This window comes from Streptomyces sp. NPDC043812 (assembly GCF_056436245.1).
Map to the genome: position 1 here is coordinate 219,233 of NZ_JBWKCY010000013.1, position 16,903 is coordinate 236,135.

General features: G+C 70.6%; 8 protein-coding genes. 1 reads left to right on the plus strand and 7 read right to left on the minus strand.

Features of this window, described 5'->3' with window-relative positions:
* Positions 1 to 70: 70 nt before the first annotated feature.
* The 7 genes from AC067Z_RS20920 to AC067Z_RS20950 all read right to left on the minus strand — a co-directional run bounded on the left by AC067Z_RS20920 (position 71) and on the right by AC067Z_RS20950 (position 14,993).
* Positions 71 to 1,813, minus strand: coding sequence for a hypothetical protein (locus AC067Z_RS20920; protein ID WP_478791050.1), 1,743 nt, complete (start codon positions 1,811 to 1,813; stop codon positions 71 to 73).
* A complete protein-coding gene (locus AC067Z_RS20925) occupies positions 1,813 to 7,278 on the minus strand; it encodes a DEAD/DEAH box helicase (RefSeq protein ID WP_478791051.1) in 5,466 nt (1,821 codons plus the stop codon). The genes AC067Z_RS20920 and AC067Z_RS20925 overlap by 1 nt, the downstream gene beginning before the upstream one ends.
* Positions 7,275 to 8,267, minus strand: a complete 993-nt coding sequence (locus tag AC067Z_RS20930) for a hypothetical protein (RefSeq protein WP_478791052.1) — start codon at positions 8,265 to 8,267, stop codon at positions 7,275 to 7,277. The genes AC067Z_RS20925 and AC067Z_RS20930 overlap by 4 nt, the downstream gene beginning before the upstream one ends.
* The gene (locus AC067Z_RS20935; protein ID WP_478791053.1) at positions 8,264 to 10,324 is read right to left on the minus strand and encodes a hypothetical protein; all 2,061 of its coding nucleotides are present in this window, start codon (positions 10,322 to 10,324) and stop codon (positions 8,264 to 8,266) included. The genes AC067Z_RS20930 and AC067Z_RS20935 overlap by 4 nt, the downstream gene beginning before the upstream one ends.
* A gap of 396 nt (positions 10,325 to 10,720) precedes the next feature.
* Complete coding sequence (locus tag AC067Z_RS20940) at positions 10,721 to 11,764, minus strand: DUF3644 domain-containing protein (protein WP_478791054.1); 1,044 nt, start codon at positions 11,762 to 11,764, stop codon at positions 10,721 to 10,723.
* A 202-nt stretch (positions 11,765 to 11,966) separates the two neighbouring features.
* Entirely contained in the window at positions 11,967 to 13,598 is a 1,632-nt protein-coding gene (locus tag AC067Z_RS20945; protein ID WP_478791055.1) for an RNase H family protein, read from the minus strand.
* Between the two features lie 162 nt (positions 13,599 to 13,760).
* The gene (locus tag AC067Z_RS20950; RefSeq protein WP_478791056.1) at positions 13,761 to 14,993 is read right to left on the minus strand and encodes a ParB N-terminal domain-containing protein; all 1,233 of its coding nucleotides are present in this window, start codon (positions 14,991 to 14,993) and stop codon (positions 13,761 to 13,763) included.
* A 279-nt stretch (positions 14,994 to 15,272) separates the two neighbouring features.
* On the opposite strand from AC067Z_RS20950, the gene AC067Z_RS20955 reads away from it, so the two are divergent.
* A partial coding sequence (locus tag AC067Z_RS20955) for an N-6 DNA methylase (protein ID WP_478791057.1) occupies positions 15,273 to 16,903 on the plus strand: 1,631 nt, incomplete at its 3' end.

A 16,903-nucleotide genomic window follows, 5' to 3' on the forward strand; every position in this document is an offset into this window, starting at 1 on the left:
CCGCGTCCCTGGTTCCGCCGGGATCCGTCACGGGGGCCAGAACCACTGTCGCCTTTACCGGCTCCGTTGTTCACGATGTGCTGCTCTCTGGGTCTTCAAGGGCTGCGAATACTTCGGCAGCCGGGGAAAGGCGTTCTGTCGCCCTGGTGACTATTTCTCGGGCCGCCTCGGTGCGGGACCACGCGCGGTCGCTGTCCGTGGGCGGCGCGGTGAGCCTCTGCAGAGGCTCGGGCGGGAGTTCCAGCCGGTGGCTCGTGCCGGTGGGGTCCTTCCAGCGGTGCGGGGCGAGCGGGACGGCGAACCGGGGTACTTCCTGCTGCTCGCGCTCGGCCTTCTCGATCATGTCCTTGGCGCGGTTGATCCGGACGCGGCCGCTGTCGTCGAGCTCCTTCCTCAGGGCCCGCCAGGCCTTCTTCCAGTCGTCCGCCCCGTCCGGCACGCCGAGCACCAGATAAGGGTTGAGCGGCTGGTCGCGTTCTCCGCGGTGCCGCGCGTCCAGGAAGCTCCGATTCTTCCGCAGCGTGGCCACGGCGCCTCCGCCAAGCTGCTCCCGCACCGGGGGACGGCCTTCGGCGTCCTTCTCCAGGAGTTTGAGGCACTCCGTGATCTCCTGGCCGGCGCGCAGGTAGGCGTGGATGTTCTGGGCCTCCCAGCGCACCGGCTGCGAGTGGTGGCGGAGCCTCGCGGCCATGGTGAGCGCAGCCCTCCTCCGCTGTTCCGCCGTCTCGTCGTCCCCGTGGAGGAGGGCACGGTGCATCTGCCGCACGGCCCTGAGCAGGGTCCGCCCGCCGATCCAGCCGTTGAACCTCTTGGTGCTCGTGCTGCGCACGCTGGGGTGGATCCGCTCAAGGAGGACCCACAGTCGTTCGTCGGCGACGAGGCCGTCCGGGACCTCCCCGGTCCGCCGCACCTCGCGCAGCGCGTCGAGGAGCTTCTGCGTCGGCGGCAGGAGGTCGGTCCACTCCTCGGCGACGGCCTTGGCGTCGTTGGCCTGCAGCCTCACCAGCAGGCGCCAGTCCTGCGGCCAGTCACGGCCGGGTTCCGTTCCCGGGCCGGCTTCCCGGCGCTCCCGTTCCAGGGGCCAGGCCAACAGATCCATCTCCTCGTCGGTGAGGGACGCCGGGTCCAGGCGGGCGCGGAAGTAGGCGGCACGGGAGGTGCCGTCGCCCTCGGGGGCCGCGCCGATCCACTCCTCGTCGATGTAGTCGTCGAGAAGCGGCCGGGGAAGCTCCGCCAGGAGCGCCCTCTGCTGAGGGGCCGTCAAATCGGTCTCCATCAGGCGGCGGTCGTCCTGGTAAATCTGCCACATGCTGCCCGGATCCCCCAGGAGCGGAAGCGGCTTGTCCTCCAGGAGGGCGCGGGCGCGGGCGTAGACCAGGCCACTGAAAACGTCCAGCCCGTGCTCCTGTGCCATGACGAGCAGGGAGACGCCCTTGACCGGATCGTCCTGCCGGGCCGCTGCATCGGCCGCGGCCCGGGCCAGCTTCTGCGCGGAGAGCGCCCCGGTCGCCGCCTTCAGCACATCGGGCAGCATGCGTTCGGCGAAGGAGCGGGCGCGTTCCCAGGTCTCCCGGTGGGTGAATCCTTCGGGGATCGGCTGGGGCATGACCGGTTCCGGTTCCGGCTGCTTCTGCGGCGGAACGACCGGAGTGGGGCCGCCGCCGGCTTCCGCGCCCTGCGGAGCTCCCCCGACAATCCGGCCCTCGGCGCGGGCCTGTCGGAGGGCGAGGCGGCGGGCGATCTCGCGCTGCCGCAGCTCCTCCACACGGGCCTGCTCGTCCTGACGCGCTCCCAGTGGGGTACCTGCCGTCATCAGAGCTCCTCCGCGAAAATATGCACCTGCTCGATCACCGCGGCAGGGGTCCTGTCCAGGCTGTAGGAGTCGGCGAAGGCCACCTGGGTGGCGAGACCTGCGGCACGGACCTCGTGACGCAGGGCCTGGAGCCGTTCGTTCCCGCACTCCTCGGTGGCGGACTCCAGCGGATGCTTGACGGCGACCGCGACGGGCTCGCCGGTGAAGTCCGAGGTGAAGAGGGCCACGGGTCCGGCGGCGGTCTCCTTGAGACTGACGGTTGGCTCCTCGTCCGCCCACCCCTTCAACAGGACGGCGTGCTCATCCGGGTCGATCCGCAGTTTCCGGCCGCGCAGGGCGTCGGTCAGGTCGCGGGCGAGCCGCCAGTCGTAGAGCGGGTGGAGGCGCATGTTGGAGTAGTCGCGCAGGCAGGCGTAGCAGGAGCTGCGGCAGTTGTGCGCATGATGGTCGGCCTCCAGGTCGTGCACGTAGCGGTCGACCGCCTGGAGGAACTCGTCGATGTGTTCCTCCGAACCGAGGTAGGTGCTGAAGCCCGCGCCGTTGTCGAGGCTGTCCGCCAGGTAGGCCATGACGGGAGCGGCCACCGGGGCGTCCGAGCCGTGGATGCCGCTGAGGAGTTCCTCCGGCTGCACGTCCAGGTGCGGGGCGGCGGCACGGCGCAGCAGGGCAGCCAGCGAGTACCAGGCGGCGCGCCGGCCGTGGTATGCCTCGGGGAAGCCGTCGATCTGCTGGGACCTCGAGATGTCGAAGCGGAGGCCCCGGTTCGTGTCGAGGGCGCCCTTGGCCCCGATGAAGAGCATGTCGGTGTGCTGGGTGGCGCCGAGGGCGATCTCCAGGTCGGCTTCCGCCTTGGGATGGTCCAGAGCGACGTATCCACGCCACGGGCCGGTGTTCTTGGCGAAGCGGAAGAGCTTTCCGGAGTTGGTGTTGACGATGTAGCGGTCACCGCTGCCGGTGTGGACGACCATCCAGTCGTCGGCGGCACGGTGGATGCGCGGGGCGGTCTTCTCCAGGTCGGTGGCGGTCCGTGCGCTGGTGGCGTTGGAACCGAGCTCCCGGTAGCCGTCGTAGTCCCGTGCTTCGTGAGCGGCCCGGAAGCCCGCGGGCTCCCGGAAGGGGACGGCCCTGTAGTACTTGCTCTCCGCGCCGCAGGCGGGGCAGGTACCGGCGCTCCCGGTTTCCGGCTCGACGGCAGCCTGCGGGTCCACGTGGGAGCAGATCCGGCACATGGCGACCAGCTGTTCCGGTCCGAACGGCTCTTCGGCGGCCTGAACTCCGCGACCGCTCGGGACGAGGGAGACCACTCCCCTGGAGCGGAGCAGACGACCGTCCTGCGGGGTTTCGCTGCCCGGTGCGAACTTGCTGAGGGCAACGGCCAGGTCGCGGTTGACGGAGTCGGCCGGCGGCCAGGGGAAGGTCCTTGGCGGGATGCTCCGGTAGAGGAGGCGGGAGCGGGTCGGGAAGCCGAACATGGGCAGGAGCCCCGCCTCCGCCAGGCGCTGGCTGAGGTCGGAGTGGCCGACCGTCCGGGCTGCCACCTCGTCGATCTGGACGAGGAGTTCGTCGACGGCGGCCACCGGATCGATGGCGGCGATGCTCTCCGGTGTTCCGGCCCGGAAGGCGGCGGCAGCGGCTTCGATGCGGTCCGCGTGCTCGGCGATCCAGCGGCGCACGGCACCACGGTACGTCGGCCAGTCGGCGGCGAGGCCGAACTGTCCGTGGACGTTGGACGTCATGTCCGGCCCCTTCCGGCGGTCCTGCGGCTGCAGGGGCTCGAAGGCCTGGCGCAGGACCTCTCCCAGCAGGACCCGCCGGAAGACGGAGACCATGCCGAGGACCAGGTAGGGCGGCGGGGTCGGGTCGTTGGTGATGGCTTCCGGCCGAGCGAAGTAGTGCTCGTCGTGACTGCGGCCGCGGCAGACGGTGAGGGCCACTGCGACCGGGCTGTTGCGTCGGCCCGCGCGCCCCACACGCTGCTGGTAGTTGAAGCGGGTGGGCGGCATGTTGGCCATGATCACGGTGTTGAGGGGGCCGATGTCGACACCGGCTTCCATGGTCGTGGTCACGGAGAGCAGTTCCAGGCCGTCCGCCTGCGGGACGTCGTTGTCGCCGAGGAAGACATCCTGGAAGAGGCTCTGCCGGCGCTGGGCCTCCAGCCGGTCCGTCTGGCCGGTCAGCTCCGCGGTGCGCAGGGGGAAGTCACCGGTGCGGTGGGCGGCCTTCCACGCGTAGTAGTCGTCTTCGAGGACTCCGCTGTATTGCTGGGGCACGGCGGGCAGCGGGGTCAGGCACTTGGTGCACAGCCCCACGCCCGGGTGAAGATGCGGCCGGTGGCAGGAGCGGCACGTCCAGGTCTTGTTCTCGCCGGGGCGGAGCGCCACCTTCTCCGGCTTGATGACGTAGTCGACCACGGCGTCCTTCCAGACGCCGAGCACTCGGTCCTCGATCGTCTGTACATCGGTGCCCTGGCGTTCGGCGACCTGCTTCCAGAAACGCTTCAGAGGGGCGGGCGGCCTCTGCAGAGAGGCACGTATCCGGGTGAAGCGCCGCATCAGGCCGAGAATCCGCAGACTGGCACGCGCCACGGCCTGATCGCTGTCCGGGCCGGTCTCCAGGGGCGAGCGGTCGTCGCGCAGGCAGAGCCAGCCGAGTCCGAGCGATTCGAAGTCACGGCCGCCGCCGGAAAAGAGGCTGCCGATGGTCTCGAGGCGCAGGCGGGAGCGGAGGCGGTTGAGGAGTTCCTCCTGTGCCTGGGTCTCCACCACCGCTTCCCGGTCCCGCTCCCAGTTGTAGAGCGCGGTCCAGGGCTGTCCGGCCGAGGTCTGCTGGAGCGAGGCCGCGGGACCGGCGGGGTTGGTGCCGTACGTCAGCAGCATGCCTTCGAGGTCGGAGGCGAGGTCGTCCAGGGAGGGCAGTTCGGAGAACTTCCGCTCCAGGTCGGGCAGGAGTTCCGGTTCCGCGTCGAGGTCGTCGGCGAGGATCGCCTTCAGACGTCCCCAGTCCGCCGGGTCGCGGTCCCGCAGCCGTTCCATGGCGCCACGGGCACCGGCACGGTCGACGGCTTCCTCGCCGTAGTGGGCCTTGACCAGCTGGAGGTCTCGGAACGGATCTCCCTGCTTCTCGACGGCTTGGGCGCTGAGCAGGCGCAGGAGGTCCTGGTGGTGGCGGAGGGCGAGACCGCTGGCGAGTTCGGAGGCGTCGTCGCGGCTGTCGGAGAAGGCGATCGCCTTGCGCCGGCCGTCGGGAAGGTGGCCGAGGGCTTCGGTCACCAGCACCTGGTTGATCTTGTAGAAACCGGTGCGCATCCGCCGGACCGGCGCGCTGCGCAGTCGGTCAGGAGATTCCAGCGGTATGAAACGGCCGTCCCTGTCGTACTTGATCTCCCAGTCGTCGCCGCAGGCGGGGCAGCGGGTGGGGAAGGCCTGAAGCCGGGCCGGGTCATGGGCCGGCTTCTTGCCCTCCTTGTCCAGGGGCACGGAGATGTGGAACGACCATCCGGTGTGCCGGACGTCCCGGTTCTCCAGGCGGCCGGTGGCGGGCTGGTAGGCGCTGCGGCGGAACTCGAACTCGACCTGCGGCCCGCCGTCGGACAGGCCCGCGTGCCAGCCGGGGTCGTCGAGGCCGAGGCCCTTTGTGCGCGGCCAGTACACGACGTAGTTGGCCGCGGTGGGTGCCCCGCCGGCCTCGTCGGGAAGCAAATCCATGTCTGGGAAGTCGGTGTGGAGGGCACCGGTGAACTTGCGCCGCCGGGTGTCCTTGGGGCTGGCGTACCCGCCGAGCATCAGGTCGCCGCAGGCCTGGCAGGAGAGAAGCTCCAGTACGCGGGCGCCGCAAATGCAGCGGGAGGTGGGCTCGGCGAAGAGCCGGCCGACCCGGCGTTCGGGGCCGTGCTCGACGGGGATGTGGGGGCAGTTCGGGTCGGAGCAGGCCCAGATGCCCTCGATGTTTCGGAAGAAGAAGTGGGCGCGGAGCTGGGGGAGTTCGGGGTTGTGGGCGGAGCCGAGTACACGCAGGACGCCGTGAAGAGCGTCCTGGCGCTGTTCCTCGAGGACGTCCGGGAAGAGGTTCTTCGCCAGTTCGGGGGCGGGCAGGGCACGGGGCTTGCCGCCGGGAGTGAGTGCGCGCTGGAGCGCCGGGCCGAGGCCGGTCTCGAGGGCCATGGCGACGGCTTCGTCCTGGGTGACGGGGGCTTTCGCGGCCTGCGCGAGGCGTTCGGTGTGGGTGGCCAGGTCGCCCTCGCCGCGGATCTCCTTCGCCTTCCCGGGGATGATGACGCGCCTGGAGCCGGGCAGGGCGAAGAACCCGTCGAGGAACTCGTCGTCCCGGCCGGCCTCCAAGGAGGCGGAGGCGGCGAGTACACGCAGCTTCTCGGGGCTCTTGTCGAGGCCGAGGCGGTGGCGGAGGTTGCGCAGCAGGTAGGCCACCTCGGTGCCGGCCGTGCCGCGGTACATGTGGAGCTCGTCGAGGATGAGGGTAAGGCGGGCGTCGGGGGTCTCTTCCAGCCACTTCCTCGTGGCGCTGAAGATGTGCTCCTCCTGCTTGCGGAGCAGCATGATGTTCAGCATCGAGTAGTTGGTGACCATGATGTCCGGCGGCGCGGCCTGCATGTCCCAGCGGGCGTGCATCTCCGCTCCGCCGAGGCGCGGGACGAAGGGCCGCAGCTCCTCGCCGAGCCTCTCGTCCGCCTTGCGCTGCCGTTCCTGGACCTCCCGCAGGTACTGCCGGAGACGGAAGTTCGCCGGGTCGGAGTCGCGGCTGCCGGAGACGGGGGTGGCTCCGGTGTAGCGGCCGAAGTAGAAGCGGTGTCCGTTGCGCTTCCGGTCCAGCCATGCATGGGCCTCGCGGCTGTCCAGCGACTTCCGGAGCCGGACAAGCTGGTCGTCGGCGAGGGCGTTGGTGGGGTAGAGGACCAGCACGCGCAGGGCGGGGGGGTGCCCGTGCTCGTCCTGTCGGCTGGGCACGTGGTCGCCGTCCTGCTGCCACCATTCGCGCTGCACCGCACGGGTGCCCTGCCAGTGGGCGGACTCCGCGACCAGGTCGGCGAGGACCGGCAGCAGGAAGGACTCCGTCTTGCCGGAACCGGTGCCCGCGGTGACCACGAAGTCCTTGCCCGCGCAGGCGGCGACCAGGGCGTCGTGCTGATGACGGTAGAGGCTGGTCACGCCGTCGGGGAGGGTGAAGCGGGCGAACTCGGCCGCGTCGGGGTGAGCCCCCGCTTCGGCGAAGGACTCCGCGATGCCGACGCCCCGGGAGGCGTACTGCGGGCGCAGCTCGATCAGCGGGTCGCGCCAGGCCCCGTTGTCCCGGTCCAGGAGGTTGCGCCGTTCCTCCATGACGGAACGGTCGTCGACGCTGAACGGGGTGTCGTAGTAGCGGAAGAGCGCGCTGCGCAGGTCGTCGAAAGTGCCCATGACGTCCTGGACATCGGTGTTCGTCACCGCCGCTGTCTGCTGTTCCACGCTCACTTGGCCCTCCCGCCGGTGGCCGCCACCGGTCGCGGCATGGTCTCCAGGTTCTGCCGCAGCGAGGCCGCGATCGCCTCCGCGAGCGCCCTCGGCACGTTGTCGTACGCGCGGGTCTGCGCCTGCTTGCCCACCGAAGGCGGGAAGCCGCTGCACAGGACGGCCGCGCGCTCGTGCAGGGCGGGCAGAGGCGCGTACCGGTCGACGAAGAGCCGGCCGACACCGGCCCGGCCCTTGCCCGATTCCGGCCGCCAGCGCATCGCGCCGGTGCGGTGGCGGGCGAGCTCCAGGTAGACGCCTGTCTCGCGTTCCACCGCGTGGAAGACGCCGTTGCGGCGGACGCGGGTCAGGCGTGCGTAGTCGGCTCCGCGCCACCGGTACAGGCCGTCCTCGTCGTCCCTTGTCACGGGGACGAACCGCTGGAGCCGCAGCTCGTACTTCTCCAGCGTGCCGGCGGTGCTCCCACCGGGCGGTGCGGACTCGGGGCCCGGCGCCGCCTGCGGAAGCAACTCCGTCAACTGCAGGGCGGCGCAGGGCACGTGGCGGACCCTGAGGAACTTCGCGGCGTCCTGCAGGGTCCGTGGGTCCTCGTACTGGAACAGGAGGGTGTCGGGCAGCGGAGCCTCACCGGCCTCCGGCCGGTGAGGGACGGTGATCAGCTCCATCCACTCCTGCGCCGCCTCCTCGACGCGCGTGCTGATCCGCGCGGTGCGCGCGCCGGTCAGCACCGCGAGACCGTCGGCGTGGGGCAGCCGGGTCAGCACCGGCGGGGCCACCGACCAGCGGTCGGCGCGCGGGTCCACGTCGATGAAGCCGAGGGCGGCGGCCTTGCGCATCCAGTCCCAGTCGGCGTACTCCGTGAGTTCCAGGCCCCATGCCTGGGCCTGGCCGCGGACACCGTCGCGCAGTGCGGACGCCTTGCCGCTGCGGCTCTCGCTCAGCCAGCGCAGGAGGATCCCGCCGAACTCGGTGCTGCTCATCGGTTCCGTCATCGGTCCAGCTCCTTCGCTGCCTGCACGTACGCGGCCCACGAGGGCTCGGCGGACGCCGGCTGGGCGTTGAGGACGGCGCGGGCCCAGGCCCGCGGGTTGCCGGCGCTCTTCGGCTTCGGCGTTCCGGGGTTCACCGGGCGGCCCTTCCAGCGTCCGCTGCGGCGCTCCAGGAGCCAGCCGCCGACGCCGTGGAAGCCGGCTTCGAAGCGGAGCGGTGCGGGGGTGTCGGGGAGGCGTTCGGTCCACCAGTCCGGTCGCTCCGGAATGTCCAGCGTCCACAGCCGTCCGTCGGCCGCCGTGAACAGCACCTCGTCCGCGTCCCGGCGACACAGCTCCATGACGGTCGCCGCGTCCTGGGGGGTGGCACCCGTGCCGTCGGCGCCGGTGATGCCGGTCGGCAGGGTCTGCTGGTCGAGGAGGGAGGGCGACGGGGAGGCCTTGCCGTCCACGACGGTGAAGCCGCAGACCCTGGTCGCCTTCGGCTCGACGACGGCCTGGTCCGCGGTGGCGAAGCCGATCTCCACGCCCGCGTAACTCACCGTGTGACGGCCAGGCTCCAGCCGGAGCACGGCCAGGGGGACGGGGCGGCCCGCGGCGATCGCCTTCCTGAGCTCGGGCCGCTCCTTTCCGTCGACGAGCAGGGTGCCCGCGTTCTCCGTGGCGTCCGGGAGGACCACCCGGGGCTCGCCTCCCCGCAGGTACAGGTGGGGATCGAGCGAGGGCGCGAGCTTCAGCCCGTCCTCGAGGCGGAGCTTGAACTGCGCCGGGGGATGCAGGAGACCGACCGCGCCCTGAACCTCCATCAGCGCGCGGCGCAGGGTGACCGCGTCGTGGAAGGTGACGGGTTTGTGCAGGGACCAGCCCTGTGGCACCCAGGCGAGCTTGCCGGTGTCGGCGCTCCGGCCCGTGGTCGCGGCCTTGTCCAGCAGCCGCTGCACGTCCCGCTGCGCGGTCGGGGCGGCGAGCACGACGTGTGCCTCTCCCGGGCGGAATCCATCGGTGTCTGCCCAGACGCCGAGCACGTCGTCCCGTGCGAGCACCAGGACGGAGGAGGAGGGGCGGCTGAGCACGAGGCCGTTCCCGTCGCGGCGGATGCCCCTGGTGAGGGTGTCCGCGCTCGGTGCGGGCAGGCCCGTCACCTCGTAGTAGGCGGTGTCGCCGAGCTGCTCGAGGATGACGCCGCCGCTGAGCTCGATGCGCGTATCCTGCTCCGCGGACCGCAGGCGCGCCACCCAGCTGAGACGCCCCGCGTCCAGCCGTACCAGGAGTTCGGCCCGGGTGACACCGGTGGGCACCAGCTCGTCCGAACCGTCCCAGGAAGCGGCGTAGTTGCCGATCAGCCTGGCGAGGAAGGGGCGGAACTCCTCCTCCCGCAGGGCGTTGCGGAAGCCCTTGGAGAAGTGCTGCTCCATGCCTCTGATCTCGATCTGGGCCAGCAGCGTCTCCCCCGGCAGGGGCCAGGTCGTGCCGTGTTCCCGCAACGACCGGAAGAACTTCGGCAGGAAGGACCGGTCCGCGCCGCTGAGGAGCGCCTGGGACTGGGCGAACCCGATCATGCTGCGGTTGGAGGGCAGGTCGGCGGGGGCGGGAAGGGTGCACAGGCCCCGCGCGCCCTCCTGGCTGTGCTGCCAGGAGGCCAGCACCTGCCACATGCGGGATATGGGCTCATAGTGGTGGCTGCCCAGTCGCTTCTCGTCGCCGGTCAGCAGCTCGGAGAAACGGGCGTGGTAGGCGGTGGCCCGGTGGTTCCGGTCGTTCACCATCCGGGACGCGGCCATCACCGAGCAGGCCAGCAGCGGCAAGAAGGCGGGCACGCCGCCCTTGTCCTGCTGCCGCCTGCGCCAGCGGTAGTCCTCCAGTGCGCTGTACGGTTCCGTGGTCCCCAACCGCAGGAACCTGCCCACGCATTGGGCGAGGGGCTCCTCGAGGCCGTACCCGTGTCTGAGCTCCTGCTCCACGTCGTCGTCGACGTAGAAGAGCGTCGGATGGCCCGCGTGCTGCCGTCCGAAGAACTCTTCGGCCAGCGCTTCCTGCCACCCCTGATAAGAATGATCCACTCTGTCCCCACAAGAGATGCCCCGATGCCCTATTTCGTCAAATCCCCGGCACGGAACGGTCTTCCACTGCACCCTAGACCCGCCACTGACAACGGGTCACTACCGAACGCCCTCGCGGGCGCAGCCCTCTACTGCCACGGCCCGGAGCAACCTGACGGCGCGCACCACACAGAGGCGCCCCACCCCTCACCGCTTCCACATGCGAAGCGTCCATTGCAGCGCTCGCACAACCACCCGAAATGCACGGCCAGAGCCTGACTAAGAGTGATGCGCTTGCGGCGATGGCAGCATCCAGCGCGATCACCCAGGCACATCGATAGATGCACCTTCAACCAAAGGCTACCTATGCAGGTAACGTGAGGGAAAGGTGAAGACCACGAATCAAACTGACGCCCTCTACGCAGCCTCCTTCGACGCGGTGGCGCCTGTCTTCATGCGCGGCTCCCTGCCGAAGAACGCGCGGTACTTCTCGACCGTCCCGATCTCCTTGAGGATCTTCCGTATCCATGCCTGGGTGTAGACGTACTGGTCGAAGGCTTCGTTGTACGAGCAGTACCTGGCGACGGTGCCATAAGGGCTGTCGGAGCCCTTGACCGGACGGATCCCCAACCGCTTCCACATCTCCGCGTGTTCTCTGGATGCGCTGAACCGGAAGGGCAGTTGCTCCTCGACGCGGGCGGCTACCTGCGTCGGGCGCATCCTGTTCAGGTCCGCCACCTCGACGTGACGGTCCCTGGTGATGACGGTTCCCTTGCGCCCGGCCTCGACCATGGTGCGTCGCTCGTCCTCGCTCAGGTCGTCGAGCTTGACGAAGTTGACCGCCAGGTCGGCGTCCGTCTTGGAGCCGGTGATGGGCACCAGCCGTACGCGGTAGTCGTACCTCGGGTCGTCGAGGACGGACGGATCGATACCCGCCTCGTACCTGGCCACCAGGTCACGAGTCTTCCTGGGCAGCCCCCTGGCGGCCTTCCGCATCTCCTCGTATCCGTCCGCGGTCAACACCTGGACGGAGAGCGGGAAGCGGAGCCGGTCGGCGAGGCTGTAGCCGGCACCGAAGTAGGCGGTCATCTCCTGCTCGTAGTTGATCACGTAGGCCTGCGCCCTGCCGCCCGTGACGATCCTCAGGTTGTGCTCGTAGCGGTGTTCCACCTTGTTGCGCAGAGCGACGAAGAGCTCAGCGTTGAGGCGCACCGTGTCGCCGCTGTTGGGAAAGCGCTCCTTCAGGCACTTCTCGAGGTCCCAGGCCTTCGGTTCGCCGTCGATCATCTGGTGGCGGCCGGTCTTGGAGTCCAGATAGTGGTAGTCGATCTCGGCCTTGTGGAATTCCGCGTGGAGCAGGTAGTGCCAGGCCTTGTGCATGTGGGTGAGGAAGTCGCTGTAGTCGCCGCTGGAGCAGTTCCATTCGTCGAGCGCCTTGAGGGCATGACGCTGGGACTCCATGAGGATGTGGTGCCACCGGGGATGGGCCATGAAGATAGTCGCTCGCTTTCGTCCGGGTACGGGGAGATCGGTGGGTGATAGAGCTGTCCGCAGACGGCGTGACGTGGGCTGCCTCGCGTCTCCTGCGGCTGCCTGTGTCGATGTGAAGGTACGAAGACGAAGGAGGCCGTGAGCCTCGGCACTGCCGCATCGGGCCATGGCCTCAGGCAGCAACCGAGAAGGGACCGGCCCCGGAGCCGAGAGAGCGCAAGATCCGCGCCTCCTCCTTCCGCGCGGCAGAGGCAGGGATGCGGCCAGTGGCACGGCCGAGAGCGAGACGGGCGAAGGCGTCCGCGGTTTCGTTGAGGTCGTGTCCGATGTGGCCTTTCAGCCAGCCGACCTGGACGCGGTGGCGGTAGCGCACCAGGCGGTCCATCAGGTGCCGGCTCTCCGGGAAGAGGAGGGTGCGGTGGGCGGCTGCCGGGTCGGCGGAGCGCAGGGCCGTGTTGACCGCCTCGACCGCCTCGACGCTGTCGCACAGGAGGACTACGGGTGCGTCCTCGTGGTGCTCGAGGAGGCTGAGGGCGGCCGCGCAGATACCGGTGACTTCGGCCTCGCCACTGCTGGAGGCCAGGGAGTCGCCGTGTCCGGTGGTCCCGTCTTCGGCAGCCCAGCCGTAGCCGCACAGTGCGGACTCGTCACCGACGGCGGCGTCGGCGACGGCCACGACGGCGGTACCAGGAAGGTCGGCGAGCAAGGCGTAGCGGTCCCCATCGGCCGGAACCGTTGCCGTCGGATGCTCCCCGTCCCCGTCCTCACCCGTGTCGGCGGGATGGGCGTCGGCGAGGACGGCGGCGAGAGTGCGGTGACAGTGCGGGCAGTTGTCGGCCTGTTCGGGGCAGTGCGCCTGGTGCGTCACGGTCAGCTCACGCACGCTGTGCCACAACTCGGGCTCGGCGTCGGCGAAGCGCGCCAGAGCCGCGGCGCGACACTGCGCGATGAGCTCCGCGAAAGGCCTCGTGGTCACGCAGGCCCGCTTCCGGTCGTGGAGGTCCGTGACCCGGAGCAGGGCTTCGCGTGAGCGGGCAGCGAGAACCGCGGTGTCCTGGTAGGCGTCATCCAGAGCGTCAAGTCGGGTGGGTCGTACGGAGAGAGAGCAGGCGAGTACGTCCCGTTCGGCCTGGCCGATCGCGTAGCGGCCCCAGGCCAGCGCGGCACGGGCATGGCGACTCCACCGTTCGACCACCGCGTCGTGCGGGAGGTACGGGTTCTCGTCCTCCCGGGCATCGCGCAGGAGCGCCTGGACGAAGGCGTCGTCGGCGCAGTCCCGCAGTTCACGCACCGGTGTCGGCAGTTCGTCGCCCGCCGTTTTCCGGTCCCAGGCCCACCGGGCGAGGTCGCTCTCCGGCGCCTGCGGTGTGCCGTCCGGCAGTCCCCGGTCGCGGAGTTCCTGCCGCAGGGCCTCGGCGAAGGCCGCCGGGGATGCCATGCGCGCCACCCTCAGTTCCAGCATGTCCACCGGCCGGGAGCGGCCGGGGAGGCGGCGGGCACGCTGCTCCTTGCACACTGCCTCCGCCTGCGACCAGGCCCGTCGCACCTTGCGCGCGTGTGCTCGCAGCCGTCGCAGCCGCTCGGGGGGCTGAGCCGAGAGTTCCGTGCGCCGGACGGCCCCACGAGCGAGGACATCGGCGTGGGCGAGAGCGACGGTGATGGGACCGACGAGCGAAGCGTGTTCCAAGGCCGCGGCGATCTCCGGAGCGCAGATCCCGTTCATGCGGGCGAGAACTGCCTCCTGCAGGGCGGTGAAGTCGTCGGCGAAGCGACGGATCAGCTCTGTGTGCTCGGTGATCGTCACGATGGCCTTCCAGGTCGCGGGTGGTGGTGAGCGGGGCCGCACAGGGTGTGCGATCAGGGCGTGGGCGCGGGAGCCGTGGGTCGTGCCCCACGGATGCGGCACGGCCGGAGAGGCATGGGCCGAGAAGATCCCGGCGTCAAGGAATCCGCACCGCAGACGTGTTCAACTCCACAGACCCCGGATCTTCCGGCCCGACTCGCCGTGCGGGTCGAGGAGCGCGCCCGCGACGCGGCCGGCGGAGTCCTTCACACCGCCGCTGAAGTTGAGTCGGCCGGTGGAGCCGACGCTGGCGCAGACACCGTCCCAGTAGGCGGGTTCGCGCTCCCAGCGGACGTCGGCGAGCAGGTGCTCGACCGACTCGTAGCTCATGGCATCACCGGGGTCGCACCAGGGGGTCGCGCGGTGCAGCAGGACGCCGAGGCCTGCCATCACGGCCGGGGCCGTGATCGCGCTGCGCCGGGCGAAGTCCGGGAAGCGGCCCCCGATCAGCCGGGACACCAGACGGACGACGACCGTCTCCACCTCGTCGGCGTCGGTGTTGGACGGCAGGTTGCCCTCGTGGACGTTGGCCGCCGAGTACTCCACACCCTTGCCTCCGAAGACGGTGGTGACGATCAGCGCCCGCAGCGCGGACAGCGTCACGACCTCCTTGTCGGTCCTGGTGAGCTGCCGCTTGCCGGCGTTGACCAGCTTGCCGAACGGCATCCGCCGACCGTCCGACTCGACCTCGAGTTTTTCGCCGACGCCGTAGGCGAGGCGGGTGGCGAGGTCGCGCTGGTCCATGGACATGGCCAGGTTCTTGGCGACGTCGATGCCCTTGACGTTGCGGTCGTAGAAGATCTGCCGCGCGTCCGCCGGGGAGATCCCCAGGTAGAGCTCGAAGGGGATACGGACCCGTCGGCTGAGCTCGGCGTAGGTGAGGCCGAAGGCCTCCGGGTCCCGGTAGATGTCGTGCCAGGCGGTGGTCTGCGTCTCGCCGTCGATGGCGATCACCATGGCGTCCGGGGCGACGGTCAGCGTCCGCAGGCCCGACTCGGGGACCAGCTCCTCACTCATCGCGGCGGCCTCCCCCGCGTGCCAGAGCGTGATCGGGGGCGTGGACCAGGCGGAGCCGTGCTTGCCGAGGATGCCGTTGGCGATGTACTCGGCGTAGTTCGGGATGTTCTTGCCCTTCTGGGACTTCAGCGTCCGCTGCACGGTCGAACGGAGCTCGGCGTGGCGCCGGTCGTGCCCGGAGGCGGTCTTGAGTGCGCGCGGGTCCTCCTCCTGGCGCGGTGACGGCACGAGACGCACCAGCGTCGCGAGGGACATGGTGCCGATGACCGCGTCCTCGCGGAACGGCATGACGGTGAGCGGGATTCCTTCCGGGGTGCCGCTCGGCATGGTCAGGCGCATGGGTTTCCCCCTGTGTGGTGGTGGATGGGGCTCGCCTGGCCCTGAGGCGCCGCAGGTCCCCCGGCATCCGGCCGGGAGCGGTTGGCGCAGGTCAGGGCGCTGGGCGCTCAAGGACATGGCTATGGCAAGGGAAGTCACGCTTCGCGCCGGGGAGTACCGCTCACCGGCGGAAGCGATTACATGAAAGCATGACCGTGAAAGCACTGTCCAACAGCTTGCAGAAGTTGACTCGTGCTGTACGGTGTAACCACGCCGACCATCGGACCCAGGACCACATCCATGCCGCAGCCACTCGCACCATCCGCCCAGGTGACAGCCGCCGAGATCTCCCGCATCGCGGGCGTCACGCGCGCCACCGTCAGCAACTGGCGACGTCGGCACGACGACTTCCCGGCGCCGTCCGGGGGCACGGACAGCAGCCCGCTGTACGATCTGGAGTCGGTGCGCGCCTGGCTCGCCTCACGCGGCCACGTCTCGGCGGCGAACCCCTCGGAGGAGCTGCGGACCACGCTGCGCCTGCGCACGCAGAGCGGCGGCGGCACGTCGGACCTCCTGCTCCTCGTCCTCGCGGCGGCGGGCCGCTCACCGGAGGAGCTGACGGCCGCCGCACAGCTGTCGGACCCTGACCTCGTCACCCACGCCCAGCGCGATGTGGCCACCGCGGCCGACGCCGTTCCGAGCGCGGGCGCCGTCCACTTCAAGGCGGACGACGCGGCGGTGCTGCGTGCGCTGTACGCCTGTGTACGCGACGACGGCGGCCAGGCCGCACTCGGCGTGCTCGCCGAGCGGGAGCTGGAGGACAGCGCCGCGTCCGGCGCGTACCGCACCCCGGAACCGCTTGCGGACCTGCTGGCCGCCCTGATCCCCGGATCAACGGCCCGCGTCCTCGACCCGGCCTGCGGCAGCGGCACCCTCCTGGAGGCTGCCGCCCGCCGTGGAGCTCGTGAGCTGTACGGCCAGGACAACCTCCCCGTGCAGGCCCTGCGCAGTGCCGTGGGCCTGATGCTGACGGCTCCGGAGGCCAAGGTCACCGTGCACGCCGCCGACAGTCTCCGCGCGGACGCCTTCCCCGACCTGCTCGCCGACGCGGTGCTGTGCAATCCGCCGTACGGCGGGCGCGACTGGGGCCACGACGAGCTGGCGTACGACCCACGCTGGGCGTACGGCGTTCCGGCGCGCGCCGAGTCGGAGCTGGCGTGGGTGCAGCACGCGCTCGCCCACCTCACCCCGGGCGGTCACGCCGCCCTGCTCCTGCCGCCCGCCACGGCCGGCCGCGCGTCGGGGCGCCGGGTACGGGCGGAGCTGGCACGCAGCGGGGCCCTGCGCGCGGTGATCGCGCTTCCGGCCGGCGCGTCGGTGCCGCTGCACATCGGGCTCCAGGTGTGGGTGCTGCAACGGCCCGAACCGGGCGGCCCGGAGCACAAGTCGGTGCTGTTCGTGGACACGGCGGGGGACGCGGCGACGAGTACCGCCATGGCGGCCGGGCGCGGTGGAACGGCGGTGACCGGGCGGACGCGGGGCGGGAGCCGGTCCGCCTCTGTGGACTGGGAGGCGATCACCGCGCACGCCCTGGGCGCATGGCGGGCGTTCGCGGAGAACCCGGACGCCTTCGAGGGCGAACCGGGTGTCGCACACGCGGTCGGCGTGGTGGACCTGCTGGACGACCTGGTGGACCTGACCCCGGCGCGGCTCGTCCGGGCGTCACGGACGGAGATCGATCCGGCGAAACTGTCGGCCGAGGTCGATGCCGCGCGCCAGGACCTGGTGAAGGCCGCGAAGTCCCTTGCGCGGGCAGCCGGTCGCGAGGACTGGAGCGCCGCGGGCGCCGGTGCACGCGAGTGGCGGACGGCGACGGCCTCCGACCTCTCGCGAGGTGGAGCGCTCACCCTGCTCCGCCCGGTGCCGGACAG

Bases quoted from the DNA above. Each gene is read 5' to 3' on its own strand.
- AC067Z_RS20920 (WP_478791050.1), bottom strand. From the start codon at position 1,813: ATGACGGCAGGTACCCCACTGGGAGCGCGTCAGGACGAGCAGGCCCGT.
- AC067Z_RS20940 (WP_478791054.1), bottom strand. From the start codon at position 11,764: ATGGAGTCCCAGCGTCATGCCCTCAAGGCGCTCGACGAATGGAACTGC.
- AC067Z_RS20930 (WP_478791052.1), bottom strand. From the start codon at position 8,267: ATGACGGAACCGATGAGCAGCACCGAGTTCGGCGGGATCCTCCTGCGC.
- AC067Z_RS20950 (WP_478791056.1), bottom strand. From the start codon at position 14,993: ATGCGCCTGACCATGCCGAGCGGCACCCCGGAAGGAATCCCGCTCACC.